This window comes from Geodermatophilus sp. DSM 45219 (assembly GCF_900104025.1).
GTDB lineage: Bacteria > Actinomycetota > Actinomycetes > Mycobacteriales > Geodermatophilaceae > Geodermatophilus.
Genome location: NZ_FNIQ01000001.1, coordinates 918443 through 932476 on the forward strand (window position 1 = coordinate 918443; position 14034 = coordinate 932476).

The following is a 14034-nucleotide window of genomic DNA, read 5'->3' on the forward strand; positions in this document are numbered from 1 at the left end:
TCAGCCGGTGGTGCCCCGGCTGAAGACGGCCTCGACCTCCACCGGATCGCGGCCCGCCTCGATGCAGTCGAACTCCTTGAGGTGCAGCAGCGCCGCCTTCGCCTGCCAGCGGGGGCGGGCCATCTGGTCGTTGCGGGTCGGCACCGGTTGGGGGTGCTCCCCCTTGGCGTACTGCGCGGCGTTCGAGCCGATCATCCGGAACACCGGGGCGTCGAGCAGGGGGGACTGCGGGAAGAGCTCCAGGTTGCTCAGCCGCGGCAGGTCCTTCTGGTGGATCATCGTCGTGCCGCGGGAGAGCACGCCCACCGAGATCCCCGACCCGGACAGCCTCGCCGCGGTGTGCGAGATGGCCGCCAGGTCCGCGGTGTCGATCACCCGCACCAGCCGGGCCGTCACGCCCTGCTCCTCGATGCCGGCCAGCAGCTGGCGCAGCACCTCGGCGTGCGGGACGTCGACGATCGTCTTGCTGAAGTGCCCGGCGAAGGCGGGCGACAGCGCGATGACGACCTCGTCGGGGCGGGTGCCGCGCCGCGCGGGACCCACCTCCCGGAGGCTGACCGTGCGGTCCGGCGCGGTCGCCGTCGGAGTGGTCATCGTTCAGCCCACCTCGGTCTCGGGGTTGGTCGACGACGTGACGTGGCGGAGCTTCTTGAGCTGCTCCCAGCGCTCGCCCTGGAGCCGGTACCCGGTGCCCGGGCCGGCGTAGTCGTTGGGGTCGTTGATCGCCGACAGCGGGGTGAAGTCCCCGGTCAGGACGGCGGAGGTCTGCAGCAGGTCCCCCGACACCCGCTGGCGCAGGACGGTGAGCAGGTTCTCCGCGACGTCGTGGAAGCCGGCCGACTCCAGGCCCTTGACCAGGTCCAGGCCGGTGATCCCCCGGTCCATCACGGACTGCGCGCCCTTGAGGTCGGCGAGCACGTCCCGGAGCGGGTAGTCGTTCGAGGAGTTGGCGTAGGTGGCCGCCTCGATCTCGTCCTCGGTGATCGGCGGGAGCTCGAGGTGGGCGAAGACCGCCTGCAGCGCGCGGGCCGCCTTGTTGCGGGCGGCCAGGATCTCGTCCTCGCGGACGTGCCGCAGCCCCCCGTCGACCTGGAAGTCCCGCTGGATGGTGTTCCAGTCGTCGAAGTCCTCGGTGTCGAAGTTCGACCCGGCGAACATGTTGTCGGCGTTCGGGACCGACGAGTACCCCGAGCACACGAAGTCGGTGCCCGGGAGCATCTGCGGCATCGCCCGCGCCGTGCGGCGCATCGCCGAGTGCGAGAAGGACTGGTCGTTCCCCGACGCGCACTCCAGGTCGACCATGCTGGCCACCAGGTTCTCCGCGGCCACCGCCCGCAGGCCGCCGGGCACCGCCCCGGGCACGCCGATGCAGCTGATCGAGCCGTTCTGCAGCCCCTGCACCCCGGCCCCCTTGGCCATCAGGATGCAACGGATCTCCAGGTACAGCATCGACTTGCCCTCGGCATTGCCCATCTGCACCTCCGACCCGGTGCCCGAGGTGAAGCGCATCTTGATCCCGCGCGAGGCGTAGGCCGCGGCCAGGAACGACTTGGACCACGGCGTGTCGTCCCCGTCGATGAACACCGACTCGGTGCCGTAGATCGAGATGGTCTCCGCGTAGGCGGTGATACCGCGCATCCCGAGCTCGAGCTCGGTGGCCTCCTCCAGCGCGCACTGGGTGAGCACGCCGCCCCGACCGACCTGGGCGCCCACCTGCAACGCGATGGCGACCATCGGGGCGTACCGCAGGACCCCCAGCGTCGTCTCCAGCTCGGCGAACCCCCGCAGGGCTCCCTCGGCGGCGTCGGCGGCGACCTGGATGGGGTTGTCCCGGGCACTGGTGGAGTGCCCCTGGTTCGCGGGGGTCCGCCGGGCCCGCATCTTCTGCATCCCCTGCATGATCTCCACGACGTTCATCAGCTTGACGACGTCGAGGACCTTGGCGGGGGTCAGCCCCCGGCTCACGGCGAGCACCTCGTCGCGCGAGACGCCGGGGTCGATGAGCATCCGCGCGATCTGCGCGGAGGGCATCGCCGTGCAGCGCTCGGCCGACTCGACGTCGATCGCGTGGTTGGCGATGAAGGTGTCCATGAAGTCGAAGTCGTCGCGTGACCTGCCGTCGAGTTCCACGATCTGGCCACCCTCGACCCGCACGCTGGGCGCCGGGTCGAACTCGCTCTCCATGGCGACGAGGCCCTTCTCGGGCCACTCCTCGACGAACCCGTCGAGGTTGACCGGGCGGGCCTCGAGGATCTCGGTCCGCAGCGACTGCCTGGGGGCGGCAGTGGTCGGCCGGGGCGCAGTGGTCATGTGCGGGAGCCCTCTCTCACTGGTCGGAGTCGGCGACGGGACGGGCGAGCAGGTCGCGGCGCGCGTAGACCTCGGCGGCCTCCCGGACGAGCGCCGCGCAGACCGGCGCCCCGTACGTCCCCTCCAGCCGGGCGGCCAGCTCGGCGAGCTGCGCCGCGGTCGACGCGCGGGGGCGCAGCGCGTTGTACATGGCGAGGACCTCGTCGTCGGGGATGGCGGTCATCTCGGCGGCCCGGCGGAAGTTGGCGGCCAGCTGCGGCCGGTTGCTCGCGTCGGCGAGCTGTGCCTGCAGCTGCAGGGTCTCGGGGGCGATCCGCAGGTCCTCGGCCGACAGCTCGCCGGAGACCACGGCGTCCATGGTCAGGGCGGTGATCGGCTTGCCGCTGGGCGTGTGCAGCAGCTCCGGCCGGTTGATCGACAGGGGGTAGTCGGCAGTGGTCAGCTCGGGAGGCGGGGAAGCGCTCATCGCGGGCTCGCTCCTCGGTCGGTCAGCGGATCGGGACATCGCATCGACGCGCCACTGTGGCACGCGCCACGTTGCACCGACGTTGCCTCGGACCGGCTCCCGCCGCACCCTCTCCGGTCGTAGGGGCGACACCTGCCCGACCGGGGAGGTGCCCGGTCTCGGGCCGTTGCGGTTGGCTCCCCCCATGAGTGCCTCGCTGACGCACGACCAGGCCCGCCGGATCCTGGACGCCGGGATCGCCTCCGCCGAGCAGATCGGCCAGCCGATGAACATCGCCGTCGTCGACGACGGCGGGCACCTGGTGGCCTTCGGGCGGATGGACGGCGCCATCAAGGCCAGCATCGACATCTCCACCCGCAAGGCGGTCACGTCCGTCCTCATGGCCCTGCCCACCGCCGACCTCACCCCGCTCGTGCAGCCCGGGGCCGAGCTCTACGGGCTCGAGCAGACCGCGGGGGGCATGGTCGCCTTCGGCGGTGGGGTGCCGCTGTTCCGGGACGGCGACCTCGTGGGGGCCGTCGGGGTCAGCGCGGGGTCCGTGGAGCAGGACGTCACCGTCGCCACGGCTGCCGCCGCCGCGCTGGAGGGCTGAGGGGCCCGCCGCCCCCGCCGACGGGCGCCGTCCCGCGGCCTCTGGGCACGCTTGCTGGTCCGACCGGCATGGGTGATGATCCCCGGCGCGCCTTCCCGCCTGCCCAGCGACGCTGCTCGGGGGTCACATGTCCCGTCCTGCCGGGGACCGGCGTCCCTGCGCCGGCCCCCACGTCGCCGGCAGCGACGCCGCGGCCCACGCCAGGCAGCTCGCCGAGACCTTCGACGCCGTGCTCGGCGCGAGCCCGACCCGCCGGGCGCCCCGGCCGGTCGTCTCCGCGTCCTGGCAACGCAGCCTCGCGGCCCACGTCGACCCCGAACGCCGGACGCCGCCGGTGGTGCACGCACCCGACGAGCTGCGCGACGTGCGGTCCGCCCACCCGCTGAGCGCGGTCATGCCCCTGCTGCGGAGCAGCCTGGCGGGCATCGTCGAGGGGGCGGTGCACCTCGTGCTCGTCACCGACGCGTCGGGCCACGTCCTCTGGCGCGAGGGGGCCGTGGAGCTGCTCGGTCCGGCCGACCGGGTCGGCCTGTTCCCGGGCACGGACTGGAGCGAGGCCGCCATCGGGACCAACGCGATGGGCACCGCGCTCGCGGTCGGCGCGCCGGTGCAGATCCACTCCGCCGAGCACCTGGTGCGGACGTACCACACGTGGACCTGCGTGGCCGCCCCGGTGCGCGACCCGGACACCGGAGCGGTCCTCGGCGCGGTCGACGTGAGCGGCCCGCTGCGGACGATGCACCCGTTCCTGGCGCAACTGGTCACCACCACCGCCCACCTGGCCGAGGCCGAGCTGCGGGCCCGGATGGCCGTGGCCGACCAGCGGTTCCTGCTGCGGAACACCCCGCACCTCAGCCGCCTGGGGACGGCCTCCGGTGCGCTCGTCACCCCGACCGGCCGGGTGCTCACCGCCGAGCCCGGGTGGCCCGACCGGGTCGACCTGGACGGCGCGGCCGAGCAGGTCCGGCTGCCGGACGGCCGGGAGGTGCTGGTCGAGCCCCTCGCCGAGGGCTACCTCCTGCGGACGCCCCGGCACACGTCCCGGACCGCGGGCCCGTCGCGCAGCGCGGCCGTCTCGCTCCGGTCCACCGGCAACGGCGCACCGAGCGCGGTGGTCGACGGGCGCCTCGTGCCCCTGCCGCTGCGGGCGGCGGAGATCCTCACCGCGCTCGTCCTGCACCCCGAGGGGCTCACCGCGGAGCAGCTGGCCTACCTGCTGTACGGGGACGACGGCAACCAGACGACCGTGCGCGTGCAGGTCCGCCGGCTGCGCGCCCTCGTCGGCCCCGACGTCCTGCGGACCCGGCCCTACCGGCTGGTGGGCGCGGTGGACAGCGACTTCGGGTGGGCGCGCCGGGCGCTGCGGGCCGGACAGGTGGCCGCCGCCCTGCGGGCGTGCGCCGGCCCGCTGCTGCCGCGCTCGGACGCGACCGAGATCCGGCAGCTGCGTGAGGAGCTGGCCGCCGGACTGCGTTCGGCGGTGCTGGGCGCCCGCGACGTCGAGCTGCTGCACGCCTTCGTGGCGCACCCCCTGGGCGAGGACGACCTCGATGCCCACGACCGCCTCCTCGCCCTCCTGCCGGCGGGCGACCCGCGGGCGGCCGGGGTGGCCCTGCGCGCGGAGAGGCTCCGGGCGGAGTGACGGAGTCGTCGCGGTCCGGATCGGCCGCCGCTGCCGTGCCCTCCCCCGCCGGTGATCAGCTGAGATGACGGTTGCAGGTCCTGACTCACGACCAGTGGTGAGCCAGGACCCGGAACGACCAGCTCACCTGATCACGGGGGAGTCAGAGCGCGGACAGGAACGCCGCGACGCCGTCGTCCTCGTTGGTGCCGGTGACGTCGGTGGCCGCGGCCAGCAGGTCGGGGTGGGCGTGGGCCATGGCCACCGCCCGGCCACCGGCCTCGCGCACCCAGTCGAAGGCGGCGATGTCGTTGGGCATGTCGCCGAAGACGACGACGTCCTCCGGGCCCACGCCGTGCTGCGCGGCGACCTTGGCCAGCCCCGAGGCCTTGGTGACGCCGAGCGCGGAGATCTCGGCCAGCGCGTCGGTCGAGGAGTTGGTGACCGTCGCGCGGCCGTCGACGACCCGCTCCACCAGCGCGACGAACTCGTCGCGCCCGAGGTCCTCGTGGCGGGCCAGCAGCTTGGCGACCGGCGCGGCCACCATCTCCTCCAGCGTCGCCACCGCCACGCCGGGCGCGTCGACGTCCCACCGCGGCTGGTACACCGGCTCGTGGCGGAACTCCAGGCCGTACTCGACGGCGAACCAGGTGTCGGGCTGGTGCCGGCGCAGCTCGGCGGTGACCTGCTGCAGCACGTCGGGCTCCAGCGCGTCCTCGTCGAGGACCTCGAAGCCGGCCAGGTCCAGCAGGACCGCGCCGTTGCAGCAGACCGCCGTCCCGTACCGCAGCACCTCGCGGATCCGGACCATCCAGCGCGGCGGCCGGCCGGTCGCCAGCACGACCGGGACGCCGTCGGCGCGCCAGCGCTCCAGCTCGGCCACCGTCGCGTCGCTGACGGTGTCGTCGCCGCGCAGCAGCGTGCCGTCCATGTCGCTGGCGATGAGCCGCGGTCGCCAGTCAGACACCCTGCACCTCGGACACCGGCCGCCTCCCGTCGAGCAGGGCCTCCAGGTAGCGCGCGACGCCGTCGGCGTCGTGCCCGCTGGTGACCAGGGGTGCGGCCGAGCGGACGGCGGGGTGCGCGTTGGCCACCGCGACCGCCCGGCCGCCGGCGTCCCGCACCGCCTCGATCATCGGCAGGTCGTTGGGCATGTCGCCGAAGACCAGCACGTCGCCGAAGCCGACGCCGTAGCGCTCCAGGGCGATCGCGAGGCCGGTGGCCTTGGTGATGCCCGGGGGCAGCACCTCGATGAAGCCGAGCCCCGCGTGGGTGACCTCGGCGTCGGCCGGGTCGGTCACCCGGAGGGCGCGGGCGAGCAGCTCGTCCTGCCCGACGGTCGACGAGCGCAGGAAGACCTTCAGCACCGCCCCCGTGGGCAGCACCTGGTGGCGCGGCAGCAGGTGCGCGGGCTCGGGGTAGGGCCAGTCGAAGCCGTGCTGCACCCGCAGCGGCGAGTGCACCTCACCCTGCTCCGCGGCGTCCTCCACTGCCACGATGAGCTCGCCGGCGACCTCCTCGATCCGCTCGATCACCGCGGTCGCCTGCGCGCGCGGCAGGCCGACGGTGCGCAGCACCTCGTCGCGCTCCAGGTCGACGACGAAGCCGCCCTGCGCGAGGACGGCGATGCCGCGGCCGTCCATGGCGGTGCGCACGCTGTCGAGCAGGCGCGGGCCGCGGCCGGTGACGCCGACGACCGGGATGCCGGCGTCCCAGCAGGCGGTCAGCGCCGCCCGGGTGCGCGGACTGACCTCCCCGTCGGAGGTGAGCAGCGTGCCGTCGAGGTCGCTGGCGACCAGCTTGGGGCGCCAGTCGTCCAGGTCGCCGAGCTCCACGACCCGGTCGGCGTCCGGGGAGGGCACGTGCCCGGAGAGCACGGCGCGGGGTGCGAGGTCGCTCATGCGACCGGTACCGGCGCCGCGAGCGTCATGCCGGGGGTGAGTGCCTCGACCCCGCCCAGCCAGGGGCGCAGCGCCTCGGGCACGTACACCGAGCCGTCGGCGCGCTGGTGCACCTCCAGCAGGCAGGCGATGGTGCGGGCGACGGCGCAGAGCGTGCCGTTGAGCGTGGCCGCCGTCTGGTTCCGCCCGTCCGCGTCGCGGTAGCGGGTGTTGAGCCGGCGCGCCTGGAAGGTGGTGCAGTCCGACGTCGACGTCAGCTCCCGGTAGGTGCCCTGCGAGGGGAACCAGGCCTCGATGTCGTACTTGCGGGCGGCGCTGGTGCCCAGGTCGCCGGCGGCGATGTCGACCACCCGGTAGGGCAGCTCGAGGGCCTGCAGGAACTGCTCCTCCCAGGCCAGCAGCCGCAGGTGCTCCCCGGCGGCGTCCTCGGGCCGGCAGAAGGTGAACATCTCGACCTTGTCGAACCAGTGCACGCGGATGATGCCGCGGGTGTCCTTGCCGTAGGAGCCGGCCTCGCGGCGGAAGCAGGAGGACCAGCCCGCGTAGCGCAGCGGCCCGTCCGACAGGTCGAGGACCTCGTCGCTGCGCATCCCGGCCAGCGCGACCTCGGAGGTGCCGACCAGGTAGAGGTCGTCGCGCTCGATGCGGTACACCTCCTCGTCGTGCTCGCCGAGGAAGCCGGTGCCCTCCATGGCGGCGGGCTTGACCAGCGCGGGGGCCACGACGGGGGTGAAGCCGGCGGCGACCGCCTGGCCGACCGCCAGCTGGACCAGCGCGAACTCCAGCAGCGCGCCCGGGCCGGTGAGGAAGTAGAAGCGGGCGCCGGAGACCTTGGCCCCGCGCTCCATGTCGATGGCGCCGAGGGCCTCGCCGATCTCCAGGTGGTCGCGCACCGGGAAGTCGAGGGTGGGCACCTCGCCGACGGTGCGCAGCGTCACCGCGTCGTCCTCACCGCCGGGCGGGACGCCGTCGTGCACCACGTTCGGGATGCGCAGGTGGGCCTCGCGCAGCGCCGCGTCGGCCGCCCGCTGCGCCTCCTGGGCCTCCTTGACCTCGGCAGCGAGCGTCCGGGCCCGCTCGAGGACGGCGGGCCGCTCCTCGGGGGTGGCCTTCTTGACCGCCTGAGAGGCCGCCTTCTGCTCGGCGCGCAGGTCGTCGGCGCGCTTGACCGCCTCGCGGCGGGCGGCGTCGGCGGCGAGCAGCTCGTCGACCCGGGACTCGTCGGCCCCCCGGGCTCGCTGGCTGGCCTTGACGACGTCGGGGTGCTCGCGCACCAGGCGCAGGTCGATCACGGCTCGATCGTAGGTGGCTCGCCGGCGCCGTCCCGGTCCCCCGGCCCACCGGCGGCGAGCAGGGTCGTGACGGCGGCCCGCACGCGGGCGCGCTCCCGCTCCAGCACGGCCAGCGTGTCGGCGAGGACTAGACCGGCCGGGTCCACGGTCTCCAGGCTGTGGCAGACCTCGGCGAGCCCGGTGGCACCGAGCGCCGCGCTGCTGCCCTTGAGGCCGTGCGCGAGCCGGGGCACCGACCCCTCGTCGTCCACCGACCAGGAGGGCAGGTCGGCGGCGGCGACGATGGCCGCGACCGCGTCGTCGAGGGTGGCGAGGTAGCGGGTGTAGAGGTGCGCGAAGGCCTCGTCGCCGAGGTCCCGGAGGTCCTCGACCGTGTCCGGGTCGAGGACGGCCGCCGGCTCGGGTCCGGCCGCGGCCGCACCCGCCGGGGCCGGGGCCACCTCGTCGAGGGCGTCCCGCAGCGTGCCCATCCGGATCGGCTTGGTGAGGAACCCGTCGGCCCCGGCCTCCAGGAAGGCGGTGCGGTCCGCGGCCAGCACGCTCGCCGTCACCGCGTAGACGCGCGGCTGCCGCGCCAGGGGGAGCAGCCGGATGGCGGCGGTCGCGTCGATCCCGCCGAGCACCGGCATCTGCGCGTCCATCAGCACGACGTCGTAGGTCCCGTGCAGGACGGCGGCCACCGCCTGATCGCCGTCCCCGACGTGGGTGCACTCGTGTCCCAGCCGGCGCAGGTAGAGCGCCATGAGCTGCGCGTTCACCGCGTTGTCCTCGGCGACGAGCACCCGCAGCGGCCGGCCGTCCGGAGCCGGCTGCGCCGGGGTCGCCGGCCCGGTGGCGTCGGCCGCGCTCCCGGTGGGGACCACCGAGCGCACCGTGCGCGCCAGCCGCTCGGGCCGGACCGGCTTGTTCAGGCGGGCGTCGAAGTCGGCGTAGCGCTCCGGGGGCAGCGTGGTGGAGCTGCTGAGCAGGACCAGGGGCAGGTCCGCCGTGGCCGGGCGCGCCCGCAGCGCGGCGGCGAGGACGTCGCCGTCCATGCCGGGCATGTTGAGGTCGAGGACGGCGACGTCCAGGTGGGTCCCCGCGCCGAGCACCTGCAGGGCGGCCGTGCCGCTGCCGGCGAGGACGCACTCCGCGCCGTGGCGGGACAGCTGGTGCTCGAGGATCCGCAGGTTGGTCGGGTTGTCGTCGACCACCAGCACCCGCAGGCCGGCCAGGCCGTCGGCGGTCGGGCCGGTCGAGGACGCCGGGGCCAGGGGCAGGTCGACGGCCACGGTGAAGGTCGACCCCACCCCGGGCTGGCTCTCCACCTCGATGTCCCCGCCCATGGCCCGCACGATCCGCTGGCTGATCGCCAGGCCCAGTCCCGTGCCGCCGTAGGAGCGGGTGACCGAGGCGTCGACCTGGCTGAAGGAGCGGAAGAGCCGGTGGTGGTCGTCCGGGTCGATGCCGATGCCGGTGTCGGCCACCGACAGCCGGCAGCGCAGCCGCCCGTCGGCGACCGTCCCGGTCAGGCGGAGCACCACGTGGCCCTCGCGGGTGAACTTGACGGCGTTGCCGACGAGGTTGGTCACCACCTGGCGGAACCGGCTGCCGTCGCCGAGGACCTGCCACGGTCCGTCGCCGACGACGTCGACCAGCAGGTCCAGCCCGGTGCGGGCGGCCTGCGGGGCCAGCATCTGGGCCACGTCGTAGACGACGCCCACCAGGTCGAGGGGCGCGGCCTCCAGGTCCAGCTCGCCGGCCTCGATCTTGGAGAAGTCGAGGACGTCGTTGATGAGGGACAGCAGGCTGTCGCCGCTGCCGGAGACGGTCTCCAGGTGGGCCCGCTGCTCCTCGGTCAGCTGTGTGGTGAGCAGCAGGTCGGTCAGCCCGAGGACGGCGTTGAGCGGCGTCCGGATCTCGTGGCTCATCGTCGCGAGGAACGCGGTCTTGGCCTGCCCGGCGCGCTCGGCCTGGTCCCGGGCCGCCACCAGGTCCCGCTCGCGGGCGGCGACCAGCTCGTCGCGGTCCTGCAGCGCGTCGCCGAGGGCGTTGACGTCCGCGGCGATCCGGCGCAGCTCGGCCGAGCCGGACTCCCCGGCGCGGCGGGTCAGGTCCCCGGCGGCCAGCGCGGCGAGGGCGTCGCGCACCTCCTGGGTGGGCGGCACGACCTGCTCGTCGAGCCGGCGGTAGGCCCGCCGGAGGACCAGGCCGACGCCCACGGCCGTGGCCACGCCGACCAGCGCACCGCTGTAGAGGGCCCGCTGCTGCTGCGCCGTCGCCTCGGCGCGCCGGTCCTCGACCACGGCACGCGCCTGGGCCTCCATCACGCGGTACGGGTCGAACAGCGCCTTGTCCTCGCGCAGCAGCTCGGCCAGCGCGGTGGTGTCCCCGACCTCCGGCTGCTCGGCGAGCATGGGCCGCACCCACTCCTGGGTCCAGCGCCGCTGCGCCGTCTGCAGGTCGGTCAACCGGCCGGCGAGCTCGGCGTCGACGTCGGTCCAGCGGGCGATCTCGGCGTCGACGGCCCGTTGGTCGGCGACGCCGGCCTCGTAGGGCTGCAGGAACCGCTCCTCGCGGGTGATGAGGTACCCGCGCAGCCCGGTCGACTGGTTGAGCATCGCGATGTGACCGTCCTGCAGGGAGCGCAGCATCCCGTCGTAGGTCTCGAGCCGGTTGCCCAGCACGGGCACGACGAGCACCGCGAGACCCAGCATGGTCATCGCGACGACGGTCAGCCCGGACAGCGCCACGAGCAGGGGGCGCCGCAGCAGCACCCGGAGGGGGCGCGGCTCGGCGGCGGGACGGCGGGCGCGACGGGCGCGACGGGCTAGCACACACCGGGTGTCGGCCGCCCCGGCCGACACCTTGAGCCCGATCGGGTGACGGACGACCGGCCACTCGTACCACTTCAGTCACACCGGCACCCTGCCGATAGCGGTCCTGTCCACCCATCGGATGGGAGAAGCACCATGCCGCACGTCCTCGTGGTCGACGACGACCCCGTCGTCGCCGACCTCGTCGCCTTCCGCCTGCGGCGGATGGGCCTGGAGGTCACCGTCGAGACCGACGGCGAGACCGGGCTGGCCGCCGTCCACCGGCTGCGCCCGGACCTCGTCGTGCTCGACTGGCTGATGCCGCGCATGGACGGGCTGGAGGTCTGCCGGGCGCTGCGCGCCGACGCCGACCCGGCCCTCGCCCGGACGCCGGTGCTGATGCTCACCGCCAAGTCCCAGGAGCCCGACCTCGAGCGCGGGTTCGCCGCCGGGGCCACCGACTTCGTCACCAAGCCCTTCAGCACGCGCGAGCTGGTCAGCCGGGTCACCGCGGCCCTCCCCGCCGTCCCGGCGTGAACTCCCTCGCCGCGCCGGCGGCGGCCGCGACGGCCGTGCTCGGCACCCTCGTGGTGGTGCTGCTGGTCGCGGTCGCGGCGGTGCACACCCTCCGGGCCCGCCGGCTGTCCGACGCCGAGGAGCGCCGGGCCGACCTCATGGCCCTCGTCCACGACCTGCTCGACGACGGCGACGGCGACGCGGTCGTGGCCGCCCCCGCCGACCTCGACGAGGTCCTGCTGCACCTGCTCCCCCAGCTGCGCGGCGCCGACCGCGAGGCGATCCAGACCGCGCTCACCCGCCGCGGCGTCGTCGCCCGCGCGGTCGCCGACCTCGACGCCCGCGCCGCCTGGCGGCGCGGGCGGGCGGCCACGCTGCTCGGCAGCACCGCCGGCCGCGACCACCTGGCCCGGCTGACCGCGCTGCTGTCCGACCGCTCGCGCGAGGTGCGCTGCGCCGCGGCCCGCGCCCTCGGCCGGGTCGGCGACCCCGCCGCCGTCCACGGCCTGCTGGCCTCCCTCACCACCGCGCGCCCGCTGCCCGCCGGCGTCGTCGGCATGGCCGTGCTGGACCTGGGCACCGCCGTCCTGCCGGCGCTGCGCGCCACGCTCGTCACCGGGTCGCCGGCCGCGCGCGCCCTGTCGGCCGACGTCGTCGGCCTGCACGGCGACGTCGCCGCCACCGCCGCGCTCGCCGAGCTGCTCACCGACCCCCGCCAGCCCGAGGACGTCCGCCGCGCCGCGGCCACCGCGCTGGGCCGGATCGGCGACCCCGCCGCCACCGGCCCGCTCACCGAGGTGCTGGTCGACGCCGCGCTGTCCGGGCTGCGGCGGGCCGCCGCGGAGGCACTCGGGCGCATCGGCGACCCGGCCGCCGCGCCGGTGCTGCTCGCCGGCCTCACCTGCCCCGCCCGCGAGGTGGCCGCGGCCTGCGGCGACGCCCTGGGCGAGCTGGGCGCGGAGGGCACCGCGGTCCTCACCGACGCCGCCGCACGGGGCGGCCCGCTGGGCGCCGCCGCCGCGCTCACCCTCGAGGCCGTGCCGCAGCCCGGCCGGCTGGTCGGCGTCTGATGCGCGAGCTGGCCCTGGACCTGCTGCTCACCATGAGCTGGGTCGTGCTCGGCTACACGCTGCTGCTCGACCTGGTCATGCTCGCCCTGGTGCTGGCCGGTGCCCGCCGCGTCTCGGCCAGCCGCCGGTGGGACGGCTCGGAGGGCCACGAGGAGATCTTCGCCAGCCCGCTCACGCCGGGCGTCTCGGTGCTCATCCCGGCGCACGACGAGGAGGCGGGCATCCTCGACACGCTCGCCGCCGTGCTGGCCCAGCGCTACCCGGTGTTCGAGGTGGTGCTGGTGGACGACGGGTCGACCGACCGCACGTTCGACAAGGTCGCCGAGCGCTTCGGGCTGGTCCGGGTGACCCCGCGGCCGACCGCCGCGTTGCCGGTGGACGGCGAGGTCCTGTCGGTGCACCGCGCCGGCAACGGCGACCCGCTGACCGTCGTCCGCAAGACCAGCGTCGGGCGCCGCTCCGACGCGCTGAACGCGGGCCTCAACATCGCCCGGCACCCGCTGGTCTGCATGGTCGACGCCGACTCGCTGCTGGAGCCCGAGGCCCTGGTCCAGGTGGCCCGCCCGTTCGTCGAGGACCCCGGGAACGTGGTCGCCAGCGGCGGCGTCATCCGGGCGGCCAACGGCGCCCGCGTGGCCCGCGGCAGCGTCCTGGAGCCGCGGCTGTCGCCCCGCTGGGTGGTCCGCTTCCAGGTCGTGGAGTACCTGCGCTCGTTCCTGCTCGGCCGCACCGGCTGGGCCGACGCCAACGCACTGCTGATCATCTCCGGGGCGTTCGGGCTGTTCCGGCGCGACCTGGTGGTCGAGGTCGGTGGCCTGGACGCGCTCTCGCTGGCCGAGGACGCCGAGCTCGTGGTGACCCTCCAGGAGCACCTGCGGCGACACGGCCGTCCGCACCGCGTGGTGTTCGTGCCCGAGCCGGTCTGCTGGACCGAGGTGCCCGAGACGCTGACCGTCCTCGGCCGGCAGCGCCGCCGCTGGTCGCACGGCCTGGCCCAGCTGCTGTGGAAGCACCGCCGGATGATCGGCAACCCGCGCTTCGGCCCCGTCGGCGTCCTGGCGCTGCCGTTCTTCCTGCTCTTCGAGCTGCTCGGGCCGGTCGTGGAGGTCGTGGGCCTGGTCTCCGTCGTGCTCGCCGCGTTCCTCGGGGTGCTGGACGCCTCGACCGCGCTGGTCATGTTCGGGCTGGCCCTCGGCCTGGGCACGCTGCTGTCGACCGCCGCGATCGCGGTCGAGGAGTTCTCCTACCACCGCTACGCGCGCGGGCGGGAGGTCGGCGTCCTGCTGCTGGCCGGGCTGCTGGAGAACGTGGGCTACCGCCAGCTGCACGCCTGGTTCCGGCTGCGCGGGCTGGTCGCCGCCCTCCTGCGCCGGAAGCCGGTCTGGACGGCGATGCCCCGCACCGGCTTCACCGAGGCCGAGCCGGTCGCGGTGCCGCCCGTCGCCGTCCGCTGACCCGGCGAGATCGCCGA

12 protein-coding genes are annotated in these 14034 nt (G+C 75.0%); 5 read left to right on the forward strand and 7 right to left on the reverse strand.

The features are described 5' to 3' along the window. Genes BLR12_RS04470 through BLR12_RS04480 form a run of 3 tightly spaced genes read right to left on the reverse strand, consistent with a single transcriptional unit; the run spans position 1 to position 2776 of the window. Positions 1-594, reverse strand: a complete 594-nt coding sequence (locus tag BLR12_RS04470; RefSeq protein ID WP_091373902.1) for a propanediol/glycerol family dehydratase medium subunit — start codon at positions 592-594, stop codon at positions 1-3. Positions 595-597: 3 nt separating this feature from the next. After that, positions 598-2310 (reverse strand): propanediol/glycerol family dehydratase large subunit, encoded by a 1713-nt coding sequence (locus BLR12_RS04475; protein ID WP_091373905.1) that lies wholly within the window; start codon positions 2308-2310, stop codon positions 598-600. 16 nt (positions 2311-2326) lie between these two features. Beyond that, positions 2327-2776, reverse strand: coding sequence for a diol dehydratase small subunit (locus BLR12_RS04480; protein ID WP_091373909.1), 450 nt, complete (start codon positions 2774-2776; stop codon positions 2327-2329). 184 nt (positions 2777-2960) lie between these two features. On the opposite strand from BLR12_RS04480, the gene BLR12_RS04485 reads away from it, so the two are divergent. Then, positions 2961-3368, forward strand: a complete 408-nt coding sequence (locus tag BLR12_RS04485) for a GlcG/HbpS family heme-binding protein (RefSeq protein WP_091373912.1) — start codon at positions 2961-2963, stop codon at positions 3366-3368. A 127-nt stretch (positions 3369-3495) separates the two neighbouring features. Next, positions 3496-5010, forward strand: a complete 1515-nt coding sequence (locus BLR12_RS04490; protein ID WP_091373916.1) for a GAF domain-containing protein — start codon at positions 3496-3498, stop codon at positions 5008-5010. Between the two features lie 142 nt (positions 5011-5152). On the opposite strand, the gene BLR12_RS04495 is transcribed toward BLR12_RS04490, so the two are convergent. From BLR12_RS04495 to BLR12_RS04510, 4 genes are read right to left on the reverse strand one after another with little or no spacing between them, the layout of a single operon-like run. Beyond that, a complete protein-coding gene (locus BLR12_RS04495) occupies positions 5153-5956 on the reverse strand; it encodes a Cof-type HAD-IIB family hydrolase (RefSeq protein ID WP_091373919.1) in 804 nt (267 codons plus the stop codon). Continuing rightward, positions 5949-6890, reverse strand: coding sequence for an HAD family hydrolase (locus BLR12_RS04500; RefSeq protein WP_091373922.1), 942 nt, complete (start codon positions 6888-6890; stop codon positions 5949-5951). Before BLR12_RS04500 ends, BLR12_RS04495 begins: the two co-directional genes overlap by 8 nt. Then, positions 6887-8182 (reverse strand): serine--tRNA ligase, encoded by a 1296-nt coding sequence (serS, locus tag BLR12_RS04505; RefSeq protein WP_091373926.1) that lies wholly within the window; start codon positions 8180-8182, stop codon positions 6887-6889. The genes BLR12_RS04500 and serS overlap by 4 nt, the downstream gene beginning before the upstream one ends. Further along, entirely contained in the window at positions 8179-10938 is a 2760-nt protein-coding gene (locus BLR12_RS04510; protein ID WP_091373931.1) for a hybrid sensor histidine kinase/response regulator, read from the reverse strand. The genes serS and BLR12_RS04510 overlap by 4 nt, the downstream gene beginning before the upstream one ends. A gap of 195 nt (positions 10939-11133) precedes the next feature. Here BLR12_RS04510 and BLR12_RS04515 point away from each other — a divergent pair, with 195 nt between their 5' ends. From BLR12_RS04515 to BLR12_RS04525, 3 genes are read left to right on the forward strand one after another with little or no spacing between them, the layout of a single operon-like run. Then, a complete protein-coding gene (locus tag BLR12_RS04515) occupies positions 11134-11514 on the forward strand; it encodes a response regulator transcription factor (protein ID WP_091373934.1) in 381 nt (126 codons plus the stop codon). Further along, positions 11511-12563 carry a HEAT repeat domain-containing protein gene (locus tag BLR12_RS04520; RefSeq protein WP_091373937.1) on the forward strand — a complete coding sequence of 351 codons (1053 nt, stop codon included), beginning with the start codon at positions 11511-11513 and terminating at the stop codon, positions 12561-12563. Before BLR12_RS04515 ends, BLR12_RS04520 begins: the two co-directional genes overlap by 4 nt. After that, the gene (locus BLR12_RS04525; RefSeq protein WP_091373940.1) at positions 12563-14017 is read left to right on the forward strand and encodes a glycosyltransferase family 2 protein; all 1455 of its coding nucleotides are present in this window, start codon (positions 12563-12565) and stop codon (positions 14015-14017) included. Before BLR12_RS04520 ends, BLR12_RS04525 begins: the two co-directional genes overlap by 1 nt. Positions 14018-14034 lie beyond the last annotated feature (17 nt).

Excerpts from the sequence above, each read along its gene's own strand:
- BLR12_RS04480 (WP_091373909.1), bottom strand. The coding sequence starts at position 2,776 with ATGAGCGCTTCCCCGCCTCCCGAGCTGACCACTGCCGACTACCCCCTG.
- BLR12_RS04470 (WP_091373902.1), bottom strand. The coding sequence starts at position 594 with ATGACCACTCCGACGGCGACCGCGCCGGACCGCACGGTCAGCCTCCGG.
- BLR12_RS04475 (WP_091373905.1), bottom strand. The coding sequence starts at position 2,310 with ATGACCACTGCGCCCCGGCCGACCACTGCCGCCCCCAGGCAGTCGCTG.
- BLR12_RS04515 (WP_091373934.1), top strand. The coding sequence starts at position 11,134 with ATGCCGCACGTCCTCGTGGTCGACGACGACCCCGTCGTCGCCGACCTC.
- BLR12_RS04525 (WP_091373940.1), top strand. The coding sequence starts at position 12,563 with ATGCGCGAGCTGGCCCTGGACCTGCTGCTCACCATGAGCTGGGTCGTG.
- BLR12_RS04500 (WP_091373922.1), bottom strand. The coding sequence starts at position 6,890 with ATGAGCGACCTCGCACCCCGCGCCGTGCTCTCCGGGCACGTGCCCTCC.
- BLR12_RS04490 (WP_091373916.1), top strand. The coding sequence starts at position 3,496 with ATGTCCCGTCCTGCCGGGGACCGGCGTCCCTGCGCCGGCCCCCACGTC.
- BLR12_RS04485 (WP_091373912.1), top strand. The coding sequence starts at position 2,961 with ATGAGTGCCTCGCTGACGCACGACCAGGCCCGCCGGATCCTGGACGCC.